Source organism: Bradyrhizobium sp. MI1.7 (assembly GCF_055811795.1).
In genome coordinates this window covers 236417-254319 of sequence record NZ_JBVVPO010000002.1, presented here as the reverse complement: position 1 = coordinate 254319, position 17903 = coordinate 236417, and the positions used below count along the sequence as shown (strand labels likewise).

General features: G+C 64.7%; 20 protein-coding genes and 1 pseudogene. 11 read left to right on the top strand and 10 right to left on the bottom strand.

Features of this window, described 5'->3' with window-relative positions; translation table 11 throughout:
* The first annotated feature begins 908 nt into the window (after positions 1 to 908).
* From AC0L3X_RS03970 to AC0L3X_RS03940, 7 genes and pseudogenes are all read left to right on the top strand, one after another.
* Complete coding sequence (locus AC0L3X_RS03970) at positions 909 to 1568, top strand: hypothetical protein (protein WP_283018801.1); 660 nt, start codon at positions 909 to 911, stop codon at positions 1566 to 1568.
* 141 nt (positions 1569 to 1709) lie between these two features.
* Positions 1710 to 2336, top strand: coding sequence for a PilZ domain-containing protein (locus AC0L3X_RS03965; protein ID WP_283018800.1), 627 nt, complete (start codon positions 1710 to 1712; stop codon positions 2334 to 2336).
* Positions 2337 to 2458: 122 nt separating this feature from the next.
* A complete protein-coding gene (locus tag AC0L3X_RS03960) occupies positions 2459 to 3466 on the top strand; it encodes an acyl-CoA desaturase (protein WP_283018799.1) in 1008 nt (335 codons plus the stop codon).
* 138 nt (positions 3467 to 3604) lie between these two features.
* A complete protein-coding gene (locus AC0L3X_RS03955; RefSeq protein WP_283018798.1) occupies positions 3605 to 3862 on the top strand; it encodes a hypothetical protein in 258 nt (85 codons plus the stop codon).
* A 579-nt stretch (positions 3863 to 4441) separates the two neighbouring features.
* Positions 4442 to 5463: pseudogene (locus AC0L3X_RS03950) on the top strand (PrsW family glutamic-type intramembrane protease).
* Between the two features lie 69 nt (positions 5464 to 5532).
* Positions 5533 to 6111, top strand: a complete 579-nt coding sequence (locus tag AC0L3X_RS03945) for an HdeD family acid-resistance protein (protein WP_063983474.1) — start codon at positions 5533 to 5535, stop codon at positions 6109 to 6111.
* A 231-nt stretch (positions 6112 to 6342) separates the two neighbouring features.
* Positions 6343 to 7428 carry a 3-deoxy-7-phosphoheptulonate synthase gene (locus AC0L3X_RS03940; RefSeq protein ID WP_283018796.1) on the top strand — a complete coding sequence of 362 codons (1086 nt, stop codon included), beginning with the start codon at positions 6343 to 6345 and terminating at the stop codon, positions 7426 to 7428.
* A 58-nt stretch (positions 7429 to 7486) separates the two neighbouring features.
* On the opposite strand, the gene AC0L3X_RS03935 is transcribed toward AC0L3X_RS03940, so the two are convergent.
* Genes AC0L3X_RS03935 through epmA form a run of 3 tightly spaced genes read right to left on the bottom strand, consistent with a single transcriptional unit; the run spans position 7487 to position 9943 of the window.
* Positions 7487 to 7744, bottom strand: coding sequence for a hypothetical protein (locus AC0L3X_RS03935; RefSeq protein ID WP_085401231.1), 258 nt, complete (start codon positions 7742 to 7744; stop codon positions 7487 to 7489).
* Positions 7745 to 7787: 43 nt separating this feature from the next.
* Positions 7788 to 8882 carry a lysine-2,3-aminomutase-like protein gene (locus tag AC0L3X_RS03930; RefSeq protein ID WP_354131286.1) on the bottom strand — a complete coding sequence of 365 codons (1095 nt, stop codon included), beginning with the start codon at positions 8880 to 8882 and terminating at the stop codon, positions 7788 to 7790.
* The gene (gene epmA, locus AC0L3X_RS03925; RefSeq protein ID WP_063983477.1) at positions 8879 to 9943 is read right to left on the bottom strand and encodes an EF-P lysine aminoacylase EpmA; all 1065 of its coding nucleotides are present in this window, start codon (positions 9941 to 9943) and stop codon (positions 8879 to 8881) included. Before epmA ends, AC0L3X_RS03930 begins: the two co-directional genes overlap by 4 nt.
* A gap of 162 nt (positions 9944 to 10105) precedes the next feature.
* Between epmA and efp the strand changes: the two genes are divergently transcribed.
* Both efp and AC0L3X_RS03915 read left to right on the top strand, forming a co-directional pair.
* Entirely contained in the window at positions 10106 to 10672 is a 567-nt protein-coding gene (gene efp, locus AC0L3X_RS03920; RefSeq protein ID WP_063983478.1) for an elongation factor P, read from the top strand.
* Between the two features lie 17 nt (positions 10673 to 10689).
* A complete protein-coding gene (locus tag AC0L3X_RS03915; RefSeq protein WP_063983479.1) occupies positions 10690 to 12312 on the top strand; it encodes a hypothetical protein in 1623 nt (540 codons plus the stop codon).
* A 31-nt stretch (positions 12313 to 12343) separates the two neighbouring features.
* Here AC0L3X_RS03915 and AC0L3X_RS03910 read toward each other — a convergent pair whose 3' ends face one another.
* Together AC0L3X_RS03910 and AC0L3X_RS03905 are read right to left on the bottom strand one after the other, a co-directional pair.
* Positions 12344 to 12847, bottom strand: a complete 504-nt coding sequence (locus AC0L3X_RS03910) for a cupin domain-containing protein (protein ID WP_063983480.1) — start codon at positions 12845 to 12847, stop codon at positions 12344 to 12346.
* A 32-nt stretch (positions 12848 to 12879) separates the two neighbouring features.
* A complete protein-coding gene (locus AC0L3X_RS03905; RefSeq protein ID WP_063983481.1) occupies positions 12880 to 13359 on the bottom strand; it encodes a carboxymuconolactone decarboxylase family protein in 480 nt (159 codons plus the stop codon).
* A gap of 53 nt (positions 13360 to 13412) precedes the next feature.
* On the opposite strand from AC0L3X_RS03905, the gene AC0L3X_RS03900 reads away from it, so the two are divergent.
* Positions 13413 to 13943 (top strand): MarR family winged helix-turn-helix transcriptional regulator, encoded by a 531-nt coding sequence (locus AC0L3X_RS03900; RefSeq protein ID WP_063983482.1) that lies wholly within the window; start codon positions 13413 to 13415, stop codon positions 13941 to 13943.
* A gap of 6 nt (positions 13944 to 13949) precedes the next feature.
* On the opposite strand, the gene AC0L3X_RS03895 is transcribed toward AC0L3X_RS03900, so the two are convergent.
* From AC0L3X_RS03895 to AC0L3X_RS03885, 3 genes are all read right to left on the bottom strand, one after another.
* Entirely contained in the window at positions 13950 to 14132 is a 183-nt protein-coding gene (locus AC0L3X_RS03895) for a hypothetical protein (RefSeq protein ID WP_063983483.1), read from the bottom strand.
* An 84-nt stretch (positions 14133 to 14216) separates the two neighbouring features.
* Entirely contained in the window at positions 14217 to 14468 is a 252-nt protein-coding gene (locus AC0L3X_RS03890; RefSeq protein ID WP_354131285.1) for a hypothetical protein, read from the bottom strand.
* Positions 14469 to 14541: 73 nt separating this feature from the next.
* The gene (locus AC0L3X_RS03885) at positions 14542 to 14802 is read right to left on the bottom strand and encodes a hypothetical protein (protein WP_028151025.1); all 261 of its coding nucleotides are present in this window, start codon (positions 14800 to 14802) and stop codon (positions 14542 to 14544) included.
* Between the two features lie 133 nt (positions 14803 to 14935).
* Between AC0L3X_RS03885 and AC0L3X_RS03880 the strand changes: the two genes are divergently transcribed.
* Positions 14936 to 16165 carry a lytic murein transglycosylase gene (locus AC0L3X_RS03880; RefSeq protein WP_354131284.1) on the top strand — a complete coding sequence of 410 codons (1230 nt, stop codon included), beginning with the start codon at positions 14936 to 14938 and terminating at the stop codon, positions 16163 to 16165.
* Between the two features lie 6 nt (positions 16166 to 16171).
* Here the strand turns inward: AC0L3X_RS03880 and AC0L3X_RS03875 are convergent, their stop codons facing one another.
* Positions 16172 to 16969, bottom strand: coding sequence for an aldolase (locus AC0L3X_RS03875; protein WP_283018789.1), 798 nt, complete (start codon positions 16967 to 16969; stop codon positions 16172 to 16174).
* A 108-nt stretch (positions 16970 to 17077) separates the two neighbouring features.
* Positions 17078 to 17887, bottom strand: a complete 810-nt coding sequence (locus AC0L3X_RS03870) for an SDR family NAD(P)-dependent oxidoreductase (RefSeq protein ID WP_283018788.1) — start codon at positions 17885 to 17887, stop codon at positions 17078 to 17080.
* Between the last annotated feature and the right edge of the window lie 16 nt (positions 17888 to 17903).

The window sequence follows — 17903 nt, the reverse complement described above, 5'->3', positions numbered from 1 at the left end:
ACCAAAGCCCCGCCGCTCGTGAAGTTCTGCCAGCACAGGTAAGCTTGCGGACGACTCAGCGCGAAAGCCCCCCTACCGCCCGGTAACCGCCTTCTGGCGCGCAGCGTTCAGGCCTGCCTTTGTCTGTGCAGTTGCGGCACTCGCGGGCTCTCGATTTGGGGGCGGCTCATTGAGGTCTCGGGCCCACGGCGCGCCAGATCGAACAACTGACTTCGGAGCGGCATGTTCTGAGCTGGAGCAGGCAGAGACGAGAGAGACGACAACAAGGGACATCCCCGTCCGGCCCAACGTTTGAGTGATCCTGTTCATCAGGCAATCAACTTCTGGCGCGGCCTTACTGTTGGCGCCTGCGATCCGCTCTAGCATCGAAATAGATGACCACCGCGAATGTGGCGCCTAGAGCCAAAACGCTGACACAGCCGGTAATCAACGCCACCGCCATCATAGCTGGATCAGTATTTCTACGGCGTCAGGGCTGGGCAATTCACGAATGATTAGCGCATGCAACAAGGCTGGGGCCCGCCAGCGTGAACCGGCGGGGCCTTTGCTTTTCCACACCCACGATGCGCCCGCGTTCGTTCCGCGGCCCAAGGGATTGATAATTTGACTCTCGCGGCGCCAGGCTTCGATGGCGCAATGACCAAGGTAGAGAACCGAGCGGCCGCCAGGACCTACCACCAGGAGCGGATGCGTAAGCTCGACGAGGAAGCCAAAGCAGCACGCATTTTTAGACGGGGATAAACGACCATGGACATCATCCCATCTCTTTCACGGTGGAGAGAGCGGTTCGATTCCGCCAGGGAGCGCCATCATCCGGGCCATCGGGTGATGCGGCGAAATCCGCCCCTCTCCCTGAACCTCCCTGCCCCTGACCGACGACCAATGTCCCGTTGGAACCGGTACAGGCCATGGTGCTGCATAAATCCCCCTCGGACCGCCAGACCGGCGCCGCCTCGCCGGCACCGCCGTCGTGGATGCACCGTACAGCGCCCTACGCGCCGGAGCGGCGCGCCAGAATGCTGGAGCACATGGCGCGCGCCCGATCGCTTCCGCAGCCCCAGGCCGCAACCGCGATAGCGCCGTCGCGCACGAGCGGCGTGGACATTCTCGGCGATGCCTTCGGCTACACGGTCCTGTTCGGTGTCATCGCCCTGCTGTTCCAGTCGCGCATTCCGCTCTATCTCGGCGCCTATCTCTTCCTCACCGACGGCGAGCGCATCGAGCACGCGCTCAGAGTGGTCGGCATCCGGTTCGAGCCGGATACGGTCGGTCCCGACATCATCAAGGGCTTCGCATCCCTGTTCGGATGGTTCGCGCTGCTCGCATCCTTGCAAGGCTCCGTCCCGGCCTGGCTTGCGGCATGGATGCCGCCGGCCGCATCCTGGTCCACCATTGCCGGCATCGCCGTCGTGTTCGCGACCGTCGAAGCGTCTGCGGGGCTGGCTATGCGGCACGCATTGCCGTGGTTCGGATTCCAGATCAGGCCGGACAGCCTGACCGCGACGGCGATCAGGCTCCTCATGGCCCTTGGCCTGCTCGCCTTGCTGGTGCTGCTCGGATCTCTCTGAGCGGCGCGCAATGACGATGTCGTGAGATGGCCGGGGCGTTTACCGGAAATTTACCCCTGCTATTTGATCGGCGTATCGTTTGCTTAGACGTTGCGCCCTACCGTGAATCTACGGAAACAATCCGAAACACGATTGGCGTTCATGTCCGTCTCAGAGTTCCTCCGGCGGCGTGCAGTGGAAGTCAGCGTGAGCGGCAGCTACTCGCTGCCGCGCTGGTACGATTGTGAGGGCCAGCTGCGCACCTTCGCCTGCCGCACCAAGCGTGTCTCCCCGTTCCGCATGATCGTCGACGTACCAGTCGTGGGCAAGGTCGGCGAGCGCGTGACCTCCTATTTCCAGGACTTTGGCGAATTCCAGTGCACCATCAGCGCGACGCTGAAGGCGGGCTTTCTGATGGAACTCGAGATGACGCGGGAGCGGCGCGCCTGGATGTCGGAAAAGCTGACCTGGCTGGAGAAGAAGCAGAAGGACGCCAGCATTCAGGAACTGCGCAATGACGCGCGCTTCGTTCCCCAGGTCTCGCACACCTTTCTGACGCTCGCCGACGGCAGCACCCATGCCTGCTTCATCATCGACGTCTCCACAGCCGGTGTCGCGATATCCTGCGAATACGACCCGCCGATCGGAACCCCGCTTGCGGTCGGTGCCTGCGTCGGACGCGTCATTCGCAAATTCGACAACGGCTTTGCGGTCAAGTTCGCCGAAAAGCAGCAGCGGGACGACCTCGTCCGCCTGGTCGTCCGTACGCCCATGCTGCAATCGGCCTGAATCGGCCCGATCGATTTTAACTCAACTTTAACTAAATACTGGAGGTGCCGATCCCCGCGCGGTAGGGTGTGACCCAGCACGTCCGCAATCACTGCGGGCCTCGACTTATTGGAAGTCCTGGAATGTCCATCGCTGAGTTCGCCCCGGCAGAGACCGCCCAAAACGCGCCCGCCGTCGCAAAGCCGCAGCTCCCGCCCGGCGTCATCACTGAAGGCCCGCTCGTTCAGGCCAAGTTGCGCGAAAGCTATCTCCTCCTCGGCATTCTCTACGTCGGCGCTGTCGCGGGCATCATCTGGGCCATCACGCAAGGCGTCGGCAAGGTGGAGCTGTTCACCTTCGCCTGGATGTTCGCGCTGACCACATTCGGCATCGGCGCAGGCATGCACCGCCTGTTCGTCCATCGCAGCTTCCGCACCGGCCCGATCATGCGCGTCTTCTTCTGCGCCATCGCCCAGATGGCGGTGCAGGGCTCGATCGCGAAATGGGTTGCCAACCACCGCCGCCATCACCTCTATGCCGATGACGTCGGCGATCCCCACAGCCCGCAATTCGACGGCTTCGGCAATCGCTATGTCAGCGCGCTCAAGGGTTTCCTGCACGCCCAGGGCAGCTGGGTGTTCGACCAGGCGACCACCGACAACGAATACTACGCCAAGGACATTCTCGCCGATCCGATCGCGATGTTCTTCGTGCGCACGCGCTGGGTCTGGTACGGGATGTCCGCTGTCTTCATTCCCGCCGTAATCGGCTACACCTTCGGCGGCGTGCACACCATGATCGGCTGCGTGCTGTTCTCCGGCCTGCTCCGCTGTTACCTGCTGATCCTCACCAGCCAGCTCACCGGCTCGGTCTGCCACGCCTACGGCTATCGCCGCTTCGAGGTCGAGGACGCCTCGACCAACGAGTTCGTGACCACGATCCTCACCTTCGGCGAGGGTCTGCACAACAACCATCACCGCTTCCCGCGGGACGCCTATATCTCGCACGCCTGGTGGGAGATCGATCTCAACGGCCTGATCATTCTGGGCATGGAGAAGATCGGCCTCGTCCACGACGTCTTCCACGCCTCGCACCGTCAGCTCGAGCTGGCGTCCGAAACGGAGGCGCAGGCGGCCACGACGGGGCGCTAAAGGCGGCAGGCGGCGGCCGTTCCTCCGGCCGCCCTGCCTCCGCTCCGCTGCCCTATCGCGGCCCCATTGCGGGATCAGCTTTTGAGGGTCTGTGCCTCGTGCCGGACCTCATTTGCAGACTTGCGATCGGGGGACCGAATGGCAGTCAACAAGATTAGGATTGATAAGATCACTTGGGACAGAGTTGGCCGGGTCACCGAGCCCGGACGCTACATGTACACCTTTGGCTGGCTGACGATTACGGCTGGCGATCTCGATATCTGGAAGCAATATCCGCAAGCCGCCTTCACGCTGCTGGCGCACCACGCCGAGCCGGACGAGGCCGTCGGCGAGGAATTCCATCTCGGCGCCTTCGACATCGCGCCGGACGCGCCGCCGCCGTTCACCACGCATTGAAGCGCGGGAAGCGCCGGCCCAAACCGCCTTGCGGGCTGCGCGCGGCGCAGGCGACTGCGGGAACGCATGGCATGCACGTTGCTTAATCAACGTCATGATGCACATCCCTGCCGTCGACCAGGCCCTCCTGCTGCTGCTCATCGTCTTCTGCCTTGGCACGTGCCTCGTACGCGCCTTCTGGGAGCTGGAGCAGCTGCGGGCACGCCGGGTCGCTGCGCCGCCACGTGGGCGCACAACGAAGCGTGACTAGGCCGGTTAGCCCGGCCGCGCGTTGTCCAGGCGGAAGCCCCGCCGCCTCTGGACTCGCCGCTCAGTCACGTGCATCGTGAATCGAAGAAACCTGCGCAGTGCCTTGATCTGACTTGCCAATCGCGATCCGGTGGCGGGCGCGGGCCGCTCCCATCGATGACGAACTGGTTCTGTCATGCGCTTGATTGCGCTCGCAATCTACACGTTCGGTGCCGATCCCGATGAACGCCGGCTGTCGCGCCTGTTAAGTGACGCGACAGCAAATGCATGACACATGGTCGCATCGGTAGACGTAGATAAGCAAATCAAGGGAACCTATTTTCGGCGCCGATGTACCTGATTGAAGCTTTGCCCACCGTCATCGGAACTGCCGCCATCGCCCCGGCGCTGCTGATGCTGTGGCTCGTCATTGCCGCCGAGGAGCGCCCGGGACCGCCGGCCCAGGTCTGGACCGCCTTCCTGCTCGGCGCGGCCAGCATTTCGCGCCCTTCGCCAAGATGGTTGCAGCCCCCGACAACCCCTGGGCGGCGCTCGCCATGCATTCGGTCTTCGGGGTCGCGCTGCCCGAGGAAGCGGTCAAGGTGATCGCCATCGTGCTGGTCTCCTCGACCAAGCGGCGGACCTTCGCCAATCCGATGGATACCGTGGTCTATGGCGCCGCCGTCGGCCTCGGCTTCGCCGCCTACGAGAACCTCGCCTACCTCGTCCAGCACGCCGAGATGTGGCGCTCGCTGGCCGCCCTGCGCAGCGTGCTGACCGTACCGTTCCACGGCGCGCTCGGCATCATCGCCGGCGCCTACCTGACGATCGCGCGCGCCGGCACGGCGCTGGGTGCCAACCGCCACCATCGCGACTGGGCCCGCCTGTCCAGCCGCCTGCTGATCTTCGCAGGCCCGGTCGCGCTGCATTCGGCCTTCGACTTCCCGCTGCTGACCTTGCAGCGGATGCCCGATCTCGATCCGACGCTGCGGATGTGGCTGGGCGGAGCGAGCCTGCTGATCGGCTTCAGCTCGATCGCCTTCGCCATCCGCCTGGTGCGGCGGGTCGCGCGCCATCACGCGCCGCGGACCGATATCGCGCGGGAGCGGCTCAGCCAGCTGCGCCGGATGTGGGCGCTGCTGCTCGCCGGCGGCGGCGTCGGCTTCCTCGGCCTCGCCTTCGTGCTGACCTCGATCCATCACTGGCTGATCAACCCCGAGCGCAATCTGACATTGGCCCTGATCCCGATCGGCTTCGTCTCGATCCTGCTCGGCCTCGCGCTCCTGATTGTCACGATCGCGATCTACATTCTCGGCCGCAACCGCGTTCGCACCAGCGGCGAAGGTTTTTCGTCAGCGCACGGCGGCGGTTGAGCCACGGGATGGCAAGCGCGGTGTGTGCATACTAGATTGAGCAGACATCTTTCGATCTGGAGCCTGCCGATGACATCGCCTGAGGATTTTTCCCGGCTGCAATCCGCCATGAGCGAAACGGTCAAGGCGCATTGGAAGGCCTTCCTGTTCGAAGGCATCCTGCTTGCCGTTCTCGGCGTCGCCGCGCTGATCCTGCCGCCGCTCGCAAGCCTTGCGATCACGATCTTTCTCGGCTGGATGTTCCTGATCAGCGGCATTGGCGGGCTGATCGTGACCTATTGGGCGCGCAGCTCGCCGGGATTCTGGTGGTCGCTGATCTCGGCCGCGCTAGCCGTGCTCGCCGGCATGCTCCTGCTGGCCCGGCCGATGCAGGCCGTGCTGACGCTGACCATCGTGCTCGGCGCCTACTTCCTCGCCGAGGGCGTCGCCACCATCATGTATGCGCTGGAGCACCGCCGCGAGCTGAGCAGCCGCTGGTCCTGGCTCTTGATCTCGGGCCTCGTCGACATCGCGATCGCGTTCATGGTGATCACGGGGCTGCCGAGCTCGGCGGAATGGGCGATCGGCATCCTCGTCGGTATCAATTTGCTGTTCGGCGGCGCCACCCTGATCGGAATGGCGCTGGCAGCACGCAAGAGCAACAGTTGAGGCGCCTCGTGGCCCCTCGCGCCGATTGGGGGGTGACAACCCGCCAATCGCGCGCTATATGAGCGGCCATGATCACCCTCGTCACCAGCTATTTTTGGTACTTTAGCTACGACAGCTCGCTGGCGGCAGGAGGATCGCGCTCAATCTGAATATTGAAGCAAACGTCCGAACAAGCCGCCAGACCTGGCGGCTTTTTTATTGCCGGCAGGTTCAAACAAACAGGAGCCCGCCGTGCTGAGCACGACCGACGATCTTCGTATCCGCGAACTGAAAGAGCTGAGCACACCGGAAGAGGTGATGCGGGAAGTCCCGCGCACGCTCACCGCAACGCGTGTGGTGATGGCGGCGCGCAACGCCATCCATGCCATCCTCAACGGCCAGGACGACCGCCTGCTCGTCGTGGTCGGCCCCTGTTCGGTGCACGATCCCAAGGCCGCGCTCGAATATGCCGAGCGTCTCGCGAGCCTGCGCGAAGACCTTGCCGACCAGCTCGAGATCGTGATGCGGGTCTATTTCGAGAAGCCGCGCACCACCGTCGGCTGGAAGGGCCTGATCAACGATCCTGACCTGGACGGCAGCTTCGACATCAACAAGGGCCTGCGGCTGGCGCGCAACGTGCTGTCCGCGGTAAACAATCTCGGCCTGCCCGCCGGCGCAGAATTTCTGGACATGACGACGCCGCAATACATTGCGGACCTCGTGTCCTGGGCCGCGATCGGCGCGCGCACGACCGAGAGCCAGATCCATCGCGAGCTGGCCTCGGGGCTGTCCTGCCCGGTCGGGTTCAAGAACGGCACCGACGGCAATGTGCGCATCGCGGCGGACGCGGTGAAGTCGGCCTCACATCCGCATCATTTCATGGCGGTGACCAAGCTCGGCCGTTCGGCGATCGCTTCGACCGCGGGCAACGAGGATTGCCACATCATCCTGCGCGGCGGCAGCCAGCCGAACTACGATGCGGCAAGCGTCGCGGCGGCCTGCGACGATCTGGCCAAATCCGGCGTCGCGCCGCTGGTGATGGTGGATGCGAGCCACGCCAATTCGAGCAAGAAGCCGGAAAACCAGCCGCTGGTCATGGCCGACATCGCCGGCCAGATCTCGGGTGGCGAGAACCGTATCATGGGCGTGATGATCGAGAGCAATCTCGTCGCCGGCCGCCAGGACGTGGTGCCGGGCAAGCCGCTGACCTACGGCCAGAGCATCACGGACGGATGCATCGACTGGGCGACCACGGCAACCGCGCTCGAGCAACTCGCTGACGCGGTCGAGATCCGGCGCAACACGAAGCGCGCGGGACTGCACGAACGCTCGGCGTAAGGCCAAAGCCAACGCGGGCGGGGCGAGCTGTCGCGCCCTGCCCGCCGCTAGCCACAAGCTAACAGCCGCGGCAGATGCTCTTGATCTTCTTGTCGAGCGCCGCGTCTTCCTTGTTCACGGGATTATTCGGATCGCTCAGATTCTTCTCGTTCGGCACATCGCCGGCGCGCGGCTGGCGATGACCGATGGGTGCCTGCGGCACTGATCCCGACGTGGCGCCGCCGGATGTCGACCCCTTCGAGCCGCTGGGCTGTGCAACCGCCGCGCCGCCAAGCAAGACCACGAGCGACGCTGCCACCACCATGATCTTCTTCATATCCGTTCCTCCATTCTCAAACCCACGTTCTCTGCATCGCCGCTCACGTCTCGGGCGGATACAGATGAACGTCGCCGCAATAATCCACGATACGATAGCTCGTTTCCGTCTCCGCTTCACGCGCGTCGGCTGCGGTATTTTGCACCGCCAACACATAATTCGGCCCCACCGGCGATTTGCCGGCGCCGCCGGGAATGTCGATGACATAATCGGGCTGACACAGTCCTGACACCCGTCCGCGCAACTGCCGCATCAAATCCTGCCCCTGGGCCAGCGTCGTTCGCAAATGCACGGTGCCCGGCGCGAGATCACCGTGATGCAGATAATAGGGCTTGATCCGGCATTCGACGAAAGCTCGCATCAAATCCGACAAAGCGGCAATGCTGTCGTTGACGCCGCGCAAAAGCACGGACTGACTCACCATGGGAATTCCGGCATCGGCAAGCCGTGCGCAGGCCGCGCGCGCAGGCCCCGTCAACTCGCGCGCATGGTTGGCATGCACCGCGACCCAGGTGGTCGCGCCCTCGACCTTCAACGCAGCCACCATCTCGTCGCTGATCCGCGCGGGATCGGCTACCGGCACGCGGGTGTGAAGGCGGATGATCTTGACGTGATCGATTCCCGCGAGATCGGCCATGATCTCGCTCATCCGGCGCGGCGATAGCATCAAGGGATCGCCGCCGGTCAGGATCACTTCCCAGATCTCGCTGTGCGAACGGATGTAGTCGATCGCCGCGCGATATGCGCCGTCCGAGAGCGCGTTCTCCTTGCCGGGCCCGACCATTTCGCGGCGGAAGCAGAAGCGGCAATAGACCGCGCAGACGTGGACGAGCTTGAACAGCACGCGGTCGGGATAGCGATGCACAATGCCCTGCACCGGCGAGTGCGGATGATCGCCGATCGGATCGGCGCTCTCGCCTGGCTGCATCTCCAGTTCTGCGGCGGTCGGAACGAATTGCCGCGCGATCGGATCGTCGGGATCGGACGTGTCGATCAGCTCGACCAGCGCCGGCGTGATCGCCACCGCATAGCGCGCGGCGACACGTTCGAGCGCGGGCAGCGCTTCGGCAGGTGCAAGCTGCGCGGCCACAAGTTCGGCCGGCTCACGCAGGGTGCGTGCAAGGTTGGTCTTCGTCATGTCTCACTTAACGTTTCATTTGCAGGCGGTGTCCACACCACCTGATCGATCCGCGCTGCGCCGCTCGCCAGCATCACCAGCCGGTCGAAGCCGAGCGCGACACCGCTCGCCTCCGGCATTTGGGCGACCGCGGCCAGAAAATCCTCGTCCAGCGGATAGGCCTCGCCGTAGCGGCGCTGCTTCTCCGCCATCGACTCCGTGAAGCGCTTGCGCTGTTCCTCGGCGTCGGTCAACTCGCCAAAGCCGTTGGCGAGCTCGACGCCGCAGGCATAGACCTCGAACCGCTCGGCGACCCGCGGGTCATCGGCCTTCACCCGCGCCAACGCCGCCTCTGGAGATGGGTATTCGAACAGAATGGTCAAACGCCCCTGCCCCAGATGCGGCTCGACATGCTCGACCAGGACCTTGCTGAAGATGTCGGACCAGGTGTCGTCCTCCGCCACCCGGACCTTGGCGCCGGCCGCCTGCGCGAGCGCGGCACGGTTACCCTCGCCGCCCGAAATTGTCGACAGCAGGTCGATCCCTGCGAACCGCTCGAAGGCGCCGGCGACCGTCACCAGCTCCGGCTCGGCGAAGGGGTCCGCGGCCCGGCCGCGGAACGAGAAATTCCCGATCCCGGTCGCCTGCGCGGCGCGGGCGATGACCACGACGGTGTCCGCCATAATGGCATCATAGGGGGCGCTGGCCCGGTACCATTCCAACATGGTGAATTCGGGCAGATGCAGGTCGCCACGCTCGCGATCACGGAACACCCGTGCGAATTCGAAAATCCGCTCCTCGCCCGCCGCCAGCAGCTTCTTGCAGGCGAATTCCGGCGAGGTCCGCAAGTACCGGCTGGCACGGCTGCCATCGGGCCGCATGATCTCGGTCCGGGGGGCGTGCAGATGGGTTTCGTTACCCGGGGAGACCTGAAGGACCGAGGTTTCGACCTCGAGGAACCCCTGCTCGGCGAAAAAGCCCCTGAGAGACCCGGTAATGGCCCCCCTGGCCTGGAGGAGCGGCCGCCGGTCGAGGTGCCGCGAGGGCGACCAGAACGGCGAAATCGGCTTGTCCCCAACCATCAACCGGCCGCCCCGCAGGCCAGCAAAATGCTGACATTCAATGACAAAATGCGTATGTTGCGGCCCGAAACGGGTGCCGCGGTCTGATTTGAGGCCCCAGGTCCCCCATCAATTTGACCACGTCCTGGCCGGAGCCGGGCCAAGCAAGCAGGAAATATAGCTTTGAGAGTCATCGCCAGTTCTATTCGCAAGGGCAACGTGATCGAGCAAGACGGCAAGCTTTATGTCGTTGTGACCGCCGAGAACATCCATCCCGGCAAGGGCACTCCGGTCAGCCAGATCGAAATGCGCCGAATCTCGGACGGGGTAAAGATCTCCGAGCGCTACAAGACCACCGACCAGGTCGAGAAGGCCACGATCGAAGAGCGCAACTTCACCTTCCTCTATGAAGATGGCGACGGCTTCCATTTCATGAACCCGGAGACCTATGACCAGGTCCAGGTGTCCAAGGACGTCATCGGCGACGCGGCCGCCTATCTCCAGGAGAGTATGACGGTCAAGCTGTCGACGCATGACGTCAACGTGGTGTCGATCGCGTTGCCGCAGCGCGTGACGCTGGAAGTGGTCGAGACCGAGCCCGTGACCAAGGGCCAGACCGCCTCCTCCTCCTACAAGCCCGCGGTGCTCTCCAACGGCCTGCGCACCACCGTGCCGCCGCACATCGCCGTCGGCACCCGTATCGTGGTGATGACCGAAGACGGCTCCTACTCCGAGCGCGCCAAGGACTAAGCGAGGAATCAGAGCAGGTGCCGCCGGGGGCCGAGGCAGTGGTTGGGAAAAGTTTCCGCTTCGTCTCGCTGATTCTGGCGGCGCTTTCGCTCCTCACCGCCACTCCGCTCGCTGCGGACGAAATCCGCAGCCCTTCGCTCACGGCGCTGCGCGTCGATTGGCGCGCAGCGCTCGACCAGTTCCGCACCGAGGTCAACAGCCGTCCTCCGATCGCGGGCGACTTCATCTTCGCACCCCGCCGTTCGGTGCCACGCTACGATCCGCGCGCCATGCCTGCGCTGGTGCAGCTCAACGCGGTCTCATCGCAATTCTTCACCGGTATCGCCCGCAGCTCCGTGCCCGTGCTTCTGCCGTTCGATGCTGCCGCCTATCTCGAGGCGCAGCGCAATCGCGCGCCGGGGACACTCGCGCTCTCGCGCTATCAGGCCGATTTCAATCCCGTCGACATGTTTGATGCCGGCCCCTCAGGTTACAGTGCCAGCTTCTCGCTCGAACCCGGTGCCGGCGACGGCATGCCGAGCCGCGTCTACACAAGGCCGGTCGAGGTGCAGATCACGGGCTCGGCACTCGTTTACGACGTCGCCGATCCCGCCGGCGGCAAGGGCGAGCAGGTCAAGCCGCTTGCGGCAACCTATCCGGACCTGCGCAGGTTCATCCGGGAAGGCTATGTGCGCTACGCCTTCACCCGCTTCGGCGTTGCCTATGTCGTCTCCATCCAGTGCCTGGACAGCATCGCAAAGCCGCGGAGGCTCGCCTGCAAGGAAGCCTATCCGGTTGCCGAGCGCTTCCTGAAAGGGCTCCGCATCGCCGGCGGCCAGCGCATGCGGCCGCTCACGGACATGGCCTCCAGCATCATCGATCGTCCTTCAGCGCGGTCGCCGGATTTCACCTACCGACCGAGCGGCGACATCATCCCGAACACCGGCTATCGCAACAAGGCCGGCCATCCGGATGTGATGGCCTATGCGCAGATCCGTTTTCCGCTCGAAAAGGCGCCCGCCTTCGTGCGTTCGCAATCCTACGGCAAGCGCGACAAGAGCGACGGCCCGACGGCCTATCCCTGGCGCGACAATTTCTGCGAGTCCCGCAGTTTCGAGGTCTGGCAATGCGGCGGCGGTTATGGCCACCAGGGCGAGGACATCCGCGCCGCCGAATGCCCACCGCCCGGCGAAGGCCACGAACCCTGCGATCGCAAGCAGCGAGGCGTCGTCGCGGTGCGCGACGCCATCGTGATCCGCGGCGCCAAGGATCAGGCCGCGACGCTCGAGGTCAACAGCCGCACCGAGCATATTCGCTTCCGCTATATGCACATGAACCCGCAGGCGCTGACCGCCGACGGCATGCTCAACGGCCGCATCGTCACCGAAGGCGAGAAGATCGGCGTGGTCTCCAACTATCTCGACCATCCCGCCGGCACATCGATGCATTTGCATTTCGACGTGCAGGTATTTACTCGCGACGGCTGGATCTGGGTCAGTCCTTACGTCACGCTGGTCTCGGCCTATGAACGCCTGATCCACGCCCGCGGCCGCGAAGTCGGCCCGGAGATCGCCGGCACGCCGCAGCCGGTGGCGCATGCGTTGCCGGAGGACGTGATCAAGCCGGACCTGCGCGAGGGATCGAGCGGCGAGGAGAATTGAGGGGCGAGCTCGCTCATGGGGCCGCTACGGACTACTCCAACAGCGTCGTCAGCTGCGCGCCCTCGTCCGCCACGAACACCGCGATCAATTCCGCCGGCTCGGTCGCGCTGGCATTGGCCGAGACCAGATGCGTCGATCCCGGCGGCTCGAAGAAGGACTGGCCGACACCAAATGTCTCGACAGGACCGCCGCCAAGCTGGGAACGGATTTCACCCTTGGTGATGTAAGCGGTCACCGAGCCCGCGTGACGATGCGGCCGCGAGAATCCGCCGGGACCGTAGAACACACGCACGATGGTGACGCGCTTGCCCGGGACGTTCGGTAGCGCGTAGGAGCCGATCGGCTCGACCTTGTCGAGCGGCGAGCTCTCCGCCGCGGTCGCGCAGAGCGGCGCCAACGCGCCGGATACGGCGTCCATCGTCACCGGCAACGCCTTGCCGATCGCAAGCGCGCAGGCGAGCCCGCCGACGACGGCCAGAGCCATCGAGCGCGATGGCGCCGGACGCTGCGCATGGGTCAAACTCATTGCAGTCATGATAACCTCCCCTTGTTTTATCGTTGTTGCACTCAAGATGCCGCGGCGCTCGCTGCGACCGGCCGCTTCGCCGGCGTCCAGCGATACGCGGCGCCAAAGCGGTTCCAGACGTTGATCGAGGCGACCGCCGAGGTCAGGTACATCAGCTCGGTCTCGGAGAATTCGCCGGAAGCCTCCGCATAGACCTCTTCGCTGACGCCATCGGGCAGGCAGGTCAGCGCCTCTGCCCAGGCCAGCGCGGCCCGCTCGCGCGCGGAAAAGACCGGCGCCTCGCGCCAGACCGCGACCAGATTGAGCTTGTCCACGGGCACGCCGATCCGCTCCGACAACAGGACGTGGTGCTGCACGCAGAAGGCGCAGCCGTTGATCTGCGAGGCGCGCAGCTTGACCAGCTCGAGCAGCTGCTTGTCGAGGCCCGCCTTTGCCGCCACCTGGCCGAGCGCCAGCACCAGCTCGTACGCATCGGGCGCGATCTTCTTGAAATCCTCGTACTCGCCGCGGGCGTGTGACATTGGCGTTCACCTCGTGTATTGTAAGACTACTTACATCTTATAAGAGCTCTTATATGACACGCAAGACCGCTGCCATCACGAAATCGAAGGCTCCGCGGAAGCCGACCGCACCTGCCGAAATCGTTGCCGTTCGCGTGCCCGCGCCCGGAGAAGGCAAGCGCGGCGAGCAAGGTTATCTCGGCTATCTGCTGCGACAGGCCCACGCCGCGGTCCGCCTGACGATGGAACGGACGCTCGCCGACCTCGGCGTGACGTCGCCGCAATTTGCCGTGCTCACCATGCTGAACGCCTACCCCGGCCTCTCCGGCGCCGACGTCGCCCGGCTCACCTTCCTGACCCCGCAGACGGTCGGTGTGATCATTCGCAACCTCGATCGCGACGGTGCGATCGCAATGACGCCTCATCCGGTCCACGGCCGGATCCAGCAATGGACGCTGACGCAGCGGGGAACGACGCTGTTGAAGGCTTGCAGGGAGCGCGTGATCGCGCTGGAGAAGCGCCTTGCCGCAAGTCTGGACGCCAAGGCAGAGACCGCGATCCGGCGCTGGCTCGCCGGCATCGCCGCCGATTTGCAGGAGGACTAACCGGCTCTAGTCGCCTCCGTCACCACCGCAGCCGCCGTCGCCTCCATCGGCATCCGAGAAGTCGCTGACGGCGCCGTCGCCCTGAATGCCACGGCCAAAGTTCTCGGCGATGATCATCAGGATCACGACAAACAGCCCGGCGCCGAACGGCCAGGGATTGGTACGGATGATGTCGAACAGCTCCCGCATGCGCGCATTCTGGGCAGACGGAAGCAAACCGACCGTAAAGCGACAGGCTCACAATTGGGGATATCCGGGCAAGCGCAGGGACGCTCAGCCGCCCTTCAACGCTTTCTTAACCTCGCCGTCGGGCCAGGCATCGCCTGCCGCGCTCACGCGCACGCGGCTCTGATCGGTGGCATTCACCAGCACATGCGAACTCGTCCGATCACCGCTCGGCTCGAGACGCAAATCGGTTTCGGGCTTCCAGCTCAACGTGTTCGCGAGATCGCCGGGATAGATCCGCCATTGCGATCCGTCGTCGAGTTCGACGACATGACTTTCCGCGTGTGCCCGTATCTTCATTCCACCCCGAATTCTCGATGAGCAGATTGCGTGCAGACGGCGGGCCCCGGCGCTCGGCGGGGGCCCAGCTCCGTCAGTCGTTGTCGTGATGAATCACGGTCTTGCTGCGATTGCCGAATTCATCTTCCTTCTTGATCACCGTGGTGCGGTTGGCAGGCTCGCGCTCCCTGATGACCGTGGTGCGGTCGCGATCGCGGTCCCGCTCACGATATTCGTGGGACTGTCCGACCGTCACGCCGGCTCCGACCGGGCCGACGTGAACGCCGACTTCGTCGGCGAATGCAGGAGCGGCGATGGCCGTGACCATGGCGGCGGCAAACAGATATCTTTTCATCTTCATCCTCCAGTGTATGCGGAGGGAATGCGGGACTGCGACACTTTGTTCCGGCGGAACGCAGCGCGATGGCCTGTTCCCGGTGTTCCAGGAACCGGCCCACAGCGGCCGTGATTCCCGCTAGAATGGGTCCATGAAACAAGCTGATTCCTCGGCCAATCACAGCCGCCGCGCCCTGCTTCGATCCACGCTCGGCGCAGCCGCATTCATCACATTCCCCACGCAGCTTCTCGCCGCGCCTCCGGGCTTCGACGAATGGCGCGAGGGTTTTCGTGCACGCGCCATGGCGAAGGGCATTTCGGCTGCGACCTGGCAGCGCGCGATGGCGCGGGTCGAGCCCGACATGAGCGTGTTCAAGCAGATGCGCAACCAGCCCGAATTCCACGAGCAGGTCTGGCAATACATCAACCGCCGCGTCTCGGACTGGCGCATCATCAACGGCAAAATCGCGCTCAAGAACAACGAGGCATTGCTCGCGCGTATCGAGCGCGATTTCGGCGTCGAGCGCGGCACGCTGCTGGCGCTGTGGGGCGTGGAGTCGGCCTACGGCGATCCGCTGGTGCAGCAAAACCACATGACGCCGGTATTCCCCTCGCTCGCCGCGCTCGCCTGGAACGAGCCGCGCCGCAAGGCCTATTGGGAGACCGAGCTGATCAACGCGCTGCGCATCGTCGACAAGGGCTGGAGCACGCCGGAGCAGATGCAGGGATCCTGGGCCGGCGCGATGGGGCATTCGCAATGGATGCCGGAGGTCTGGCTCAATGTCGGCATCGACTATGACGGCGACGGCAAGGTCTCGCCGTTCGGCAAGCCCGACGACGCGCTGGGATCGACGGCAAAGTACCTGGTCAATCGCGGCAAGTGGCGCCGTGGCGAGCATTGGGGCTACGAAGTGCGCGCATCCGGCGAGGCGAGCGGCAACCGGACCTATGCGGCGTGGCAGGCGGCCGGCGTCACCCGCGCCGACGGCCAGCCGTTTCCGCAACCGAATGCATCCGCGCAGATGTGGACGCCGGTTGCGGGCGGGCCGACATTCCTGCTGGGACCGAATTTCTATTCGGTGAAGAGCTACAATCCCTCGATGAACTATGCGCTCGCAATCTGCCATCTGGGCGACCGCTGCCTCGGCGCGCCGCCCTTCATCCAGCCCTTCCCCGGCTCAGAGCGCGCGCTGACGCTCGCCGAGGTGCAGGAGATGCAGACGCGCCTGACCAAGGCCGGGTTCGACACCGGCGGCACCGACGGCCGTGTCGGCAACGACACCATGAAGGCAATCAAGGATTTTCAGCAGCGCGCGGGGATCACGCCCGCCGATGGCTATGGCGGGCTGAAGGTGCTGGCGAAGCTGCGGCAAGGGTCGTAACTTGCCTCAGTGCCGGTACTGCGGCTCTTCCGCGTCGAGCTGGCGGCGGATCGCGGCGAGATGCAATCGCGCGGATTCGGAATCGCCTTCGCGCATCTGCCTGTAGGTTTCCGCCGCGATCGCGGGATCGACCGACAGCACCTTTCGTCCCGTCGACATCGCCAGCACCTGCACCTCGGCGGCGCGCTCGAGATAGTAGAGATCGTCCCAGGCCTCCGCGATGGTCGGCGCCAGGACCATCACGCCATGATGCTTCATGAAGACGATGTCGGCATCGCCGACGGCGGATGCGATCCGCGCGCCTTCGCGGTTGTCGAGGGCGAGGCCGTTGTAAACGCGGTCCACTGCGGTGCGGCCGTAGAATTTCAGCGCGGTCTGGCCGGCCCAGATCAGGGGATCACCCTCGGTCATCGACAAAGCCGTGGCGTAGGGCATGTGGGTGTGGAAGGCGACCTTCGCGCGCGGCAGCAGCCTGTGCATCTCGGCGTGGATGTAGAACGCGGTTGCCTCGGGCGCGCCCTCGCCGTCGAGGACGTTGCCGTGGAAATCGCAGATCAGGAGCTTTGACGCCGTCAGCTCGCGGAAGGCGTAGCCATATGGATTGACCAGGAAGAGATCGTCATGGCCAGGCACCACGGCCGAGAAATGGTTGCAGATGCCCTCCTCAAAACCATTGCGCGCGGCCATGCGGAAGCAGGCCGCAAGATCCTCGCGCGCGGTGCGGATCGCGTCGGTGGCGAGATCAGGCCGGTTCGAGCGGAACGGCGCAGGTGCGGATGAGGAAGATTGAAGGCTGTGCGCCATGGCGAAGGAAACCTCTTTCGGTCGGAAGAGGCCCGCGTTGTACAGGGCCGACGCCTCTGCGTCAGCCCCTGCGGGCGCCACCCTGCCCTTCGCGTCTTGCGCGGCGGCTTATTGCCGCCGCGGCACGCCGCCGGCGTTCATGCCGCCGTCGATGACGAGCTCGCTGCCGGTGACGTAGCGCGAGGCATCGGAGGCCAGATACAGCACACCGGAAGCGATCTCCGCGGCCTGCCCGGCGCGGCCGAGCGGGGTTGCGACCTTGGCTCGCTCCTCGGGGTCGATCGGGGCGTTCTGGCCGGCGCCCGTTGCCCCCGTCGGAATCTTGCCCCAGATCGGGGTATCGATGATGCCGGGGTGAACGGAGTTGACGCGGATGCCGTCGCCGGCGGCCGCGCACTCCATCGCGATCGATTTGGCGAACAGCCGCACGCCGCCTTTGGTCAGCGAATAGGCCGAGAGGCCGGGCGCACCGCGCAAGCCCGCGAGCGAGGACATCATCACGATCGAGCTGCCGCCCGTCTTGCGCATCAGCGGCAGGCAATGCTTCACGGACAGAAACACGCCGTCGAGGTTGATCGCGTTCTGCTTGTGCCAGTCAGCGAGCGTCATATCGACGATCGAGGGTACCGCAATGCCGATGCCGGCATTGGAGACCATGATGTCGAGCCGGCCATGGCGCTTGGCGATCTCGGCTACGATCTCGATCCAGCGCTCCTCGCTGGTGACGTCCTGCTCCAGGAAAATCGCCTTGCCGCCGGCTTTTGTCAAGCGCTTGACGAGCTCCGGGCCTCGCAGCTCGTCGATGTCGGTGATGACGACGGTAGCGCCTTCGCGCGCGAACAATTCGACGATAGCCTCGCCAATGCCCGAGGCGCCGCCCGTCACCAGCGCGACCTTGCCCTCAACCTGCCCTGCCATGTTCACTCCCTTTTTT

Bases quoted from the DNA above. Each gene is read 5' to 3' on its own strand.
- AC0L3X_RS03885 (WP_028151025.1), bottom strand. From the start codon at position 14,802: ATGAAAAGATATCTGTTTGCCGCCGCCATGGTCACGGCCATCGCCGCT.
- AC0L3X_RS03965 (WP_283018800.1), top strand. From the start codon at position 1,710: ATGTCCGTCTCAGAGTTCCTCCGGCGGCGTGCAGTGGAAGTCAGCGTG.
- epmA (WP_063983477.1), bottom strand. From the start codon at position 9,943: ATGGTTGGGGACAAGCCGATTTCGCCGTTCTGGTCGCCCTCGCGGCAC.
- AC0L3X_RS03895 (WP_063983483.1), bottom strand. From the start codon at position 14,132: ATGCGGGAGCTGTTCGACATCATCCGTACCAATCCCTGGCCGTTCGGC.
- AC0L3X_RS03900 (WP_063983482.1), top strand. From the start codon at position 13,413: ATGACACGCAAGACCGCTGCCATCACGAAATCGAAGGCTCCGCGGAAG.
- AC0L3X_RS03870 (WP_283018788.1), bottom strand. From the start codon at position 17,887: ATGGCAGGGCAGGTTGAGGGCAAGGTCGCGCTGGTGACGGGCGGCGCC.
- AC0L3X_RS03960 (WP_283018799.1), top strand. From the start codon at position 2,459: ATGTCCATCGCTGAGTTCGCCCCGGCAGAGACCGCCCAAAACGCGCCC.
- AC0L3X_RS03945 (WP_063983474.1), top strand. From the start codon at position 5,533: ATGACATCGCCTGAGGATTTTTCCCGGCTGCAATCCGCCATGAGCGAA.
- AC0L3X_RS03935 (WP_085401231.1), bottom strand. From the start codon at position 7,744: ATGAAGAAGATCATGGTGGTGGCAGCGTCGCTCGTGGTCTTGCTTGGC.
- AC0L3X_RS03970 (WP_283018801.1), top strand. From the start codon at position 909: ATGGTGCTGCATAAATCCCCCTCGGACCGCCAGACCGGCGCCGCCTCG.
- AC0L3X_RS03880 (WP_354131284.1), top strand. From the start codon at position 14,936: ATGAAACAAGCTGATTCCTCGGCCAATCACAGCCGCCGCGCCCTGCTT.
- AC0L3X_RS03930 (WP_354131286.1), bottom strand. From the start codon at position 8,882: ATGACGAAGACCAACCTTGCACGCACCCTGCGTGAGCCGGCCGAACTT.
- AC0L3X_RS03910 (WP_063983480.1), bottom strand. From the start codon at position 12,847: ATGACTGCAATGAGTTTGACCCATGCGCAGCGTCCGGCGCCATCGCGC.
- AC0L3X_RS03955 (WP_283018798.1), top strand. From the start codon at position 3,605: ATGGCAGTCAACAAGATTAGGATTGATAAGATCACTTGGGACAGAGTT.
- AC0L3X_RS03905 (WP_063983481.1), bottom strand. From the start codon at position 13,359: ATGTCACACGCCCGCGGCGAGTACGAGGATTTCAAGAAGATCGCGCCC.
- AC0L3X_RS03890 (WP_354131285.1), bottom strand. From the start codon at position 14,468: ATGAAGATACGGGCACACGCGGAAAGTCATGTCGTCGAACTCGACGAC.
- AC0L3X_RS03875 (WP_283018789.1), bottom strand. From the start codon at position 16,969: ATGGCGCACAGCCTTCAATCTTCCTCATCCGCACCTGCGCCGTTCCGC.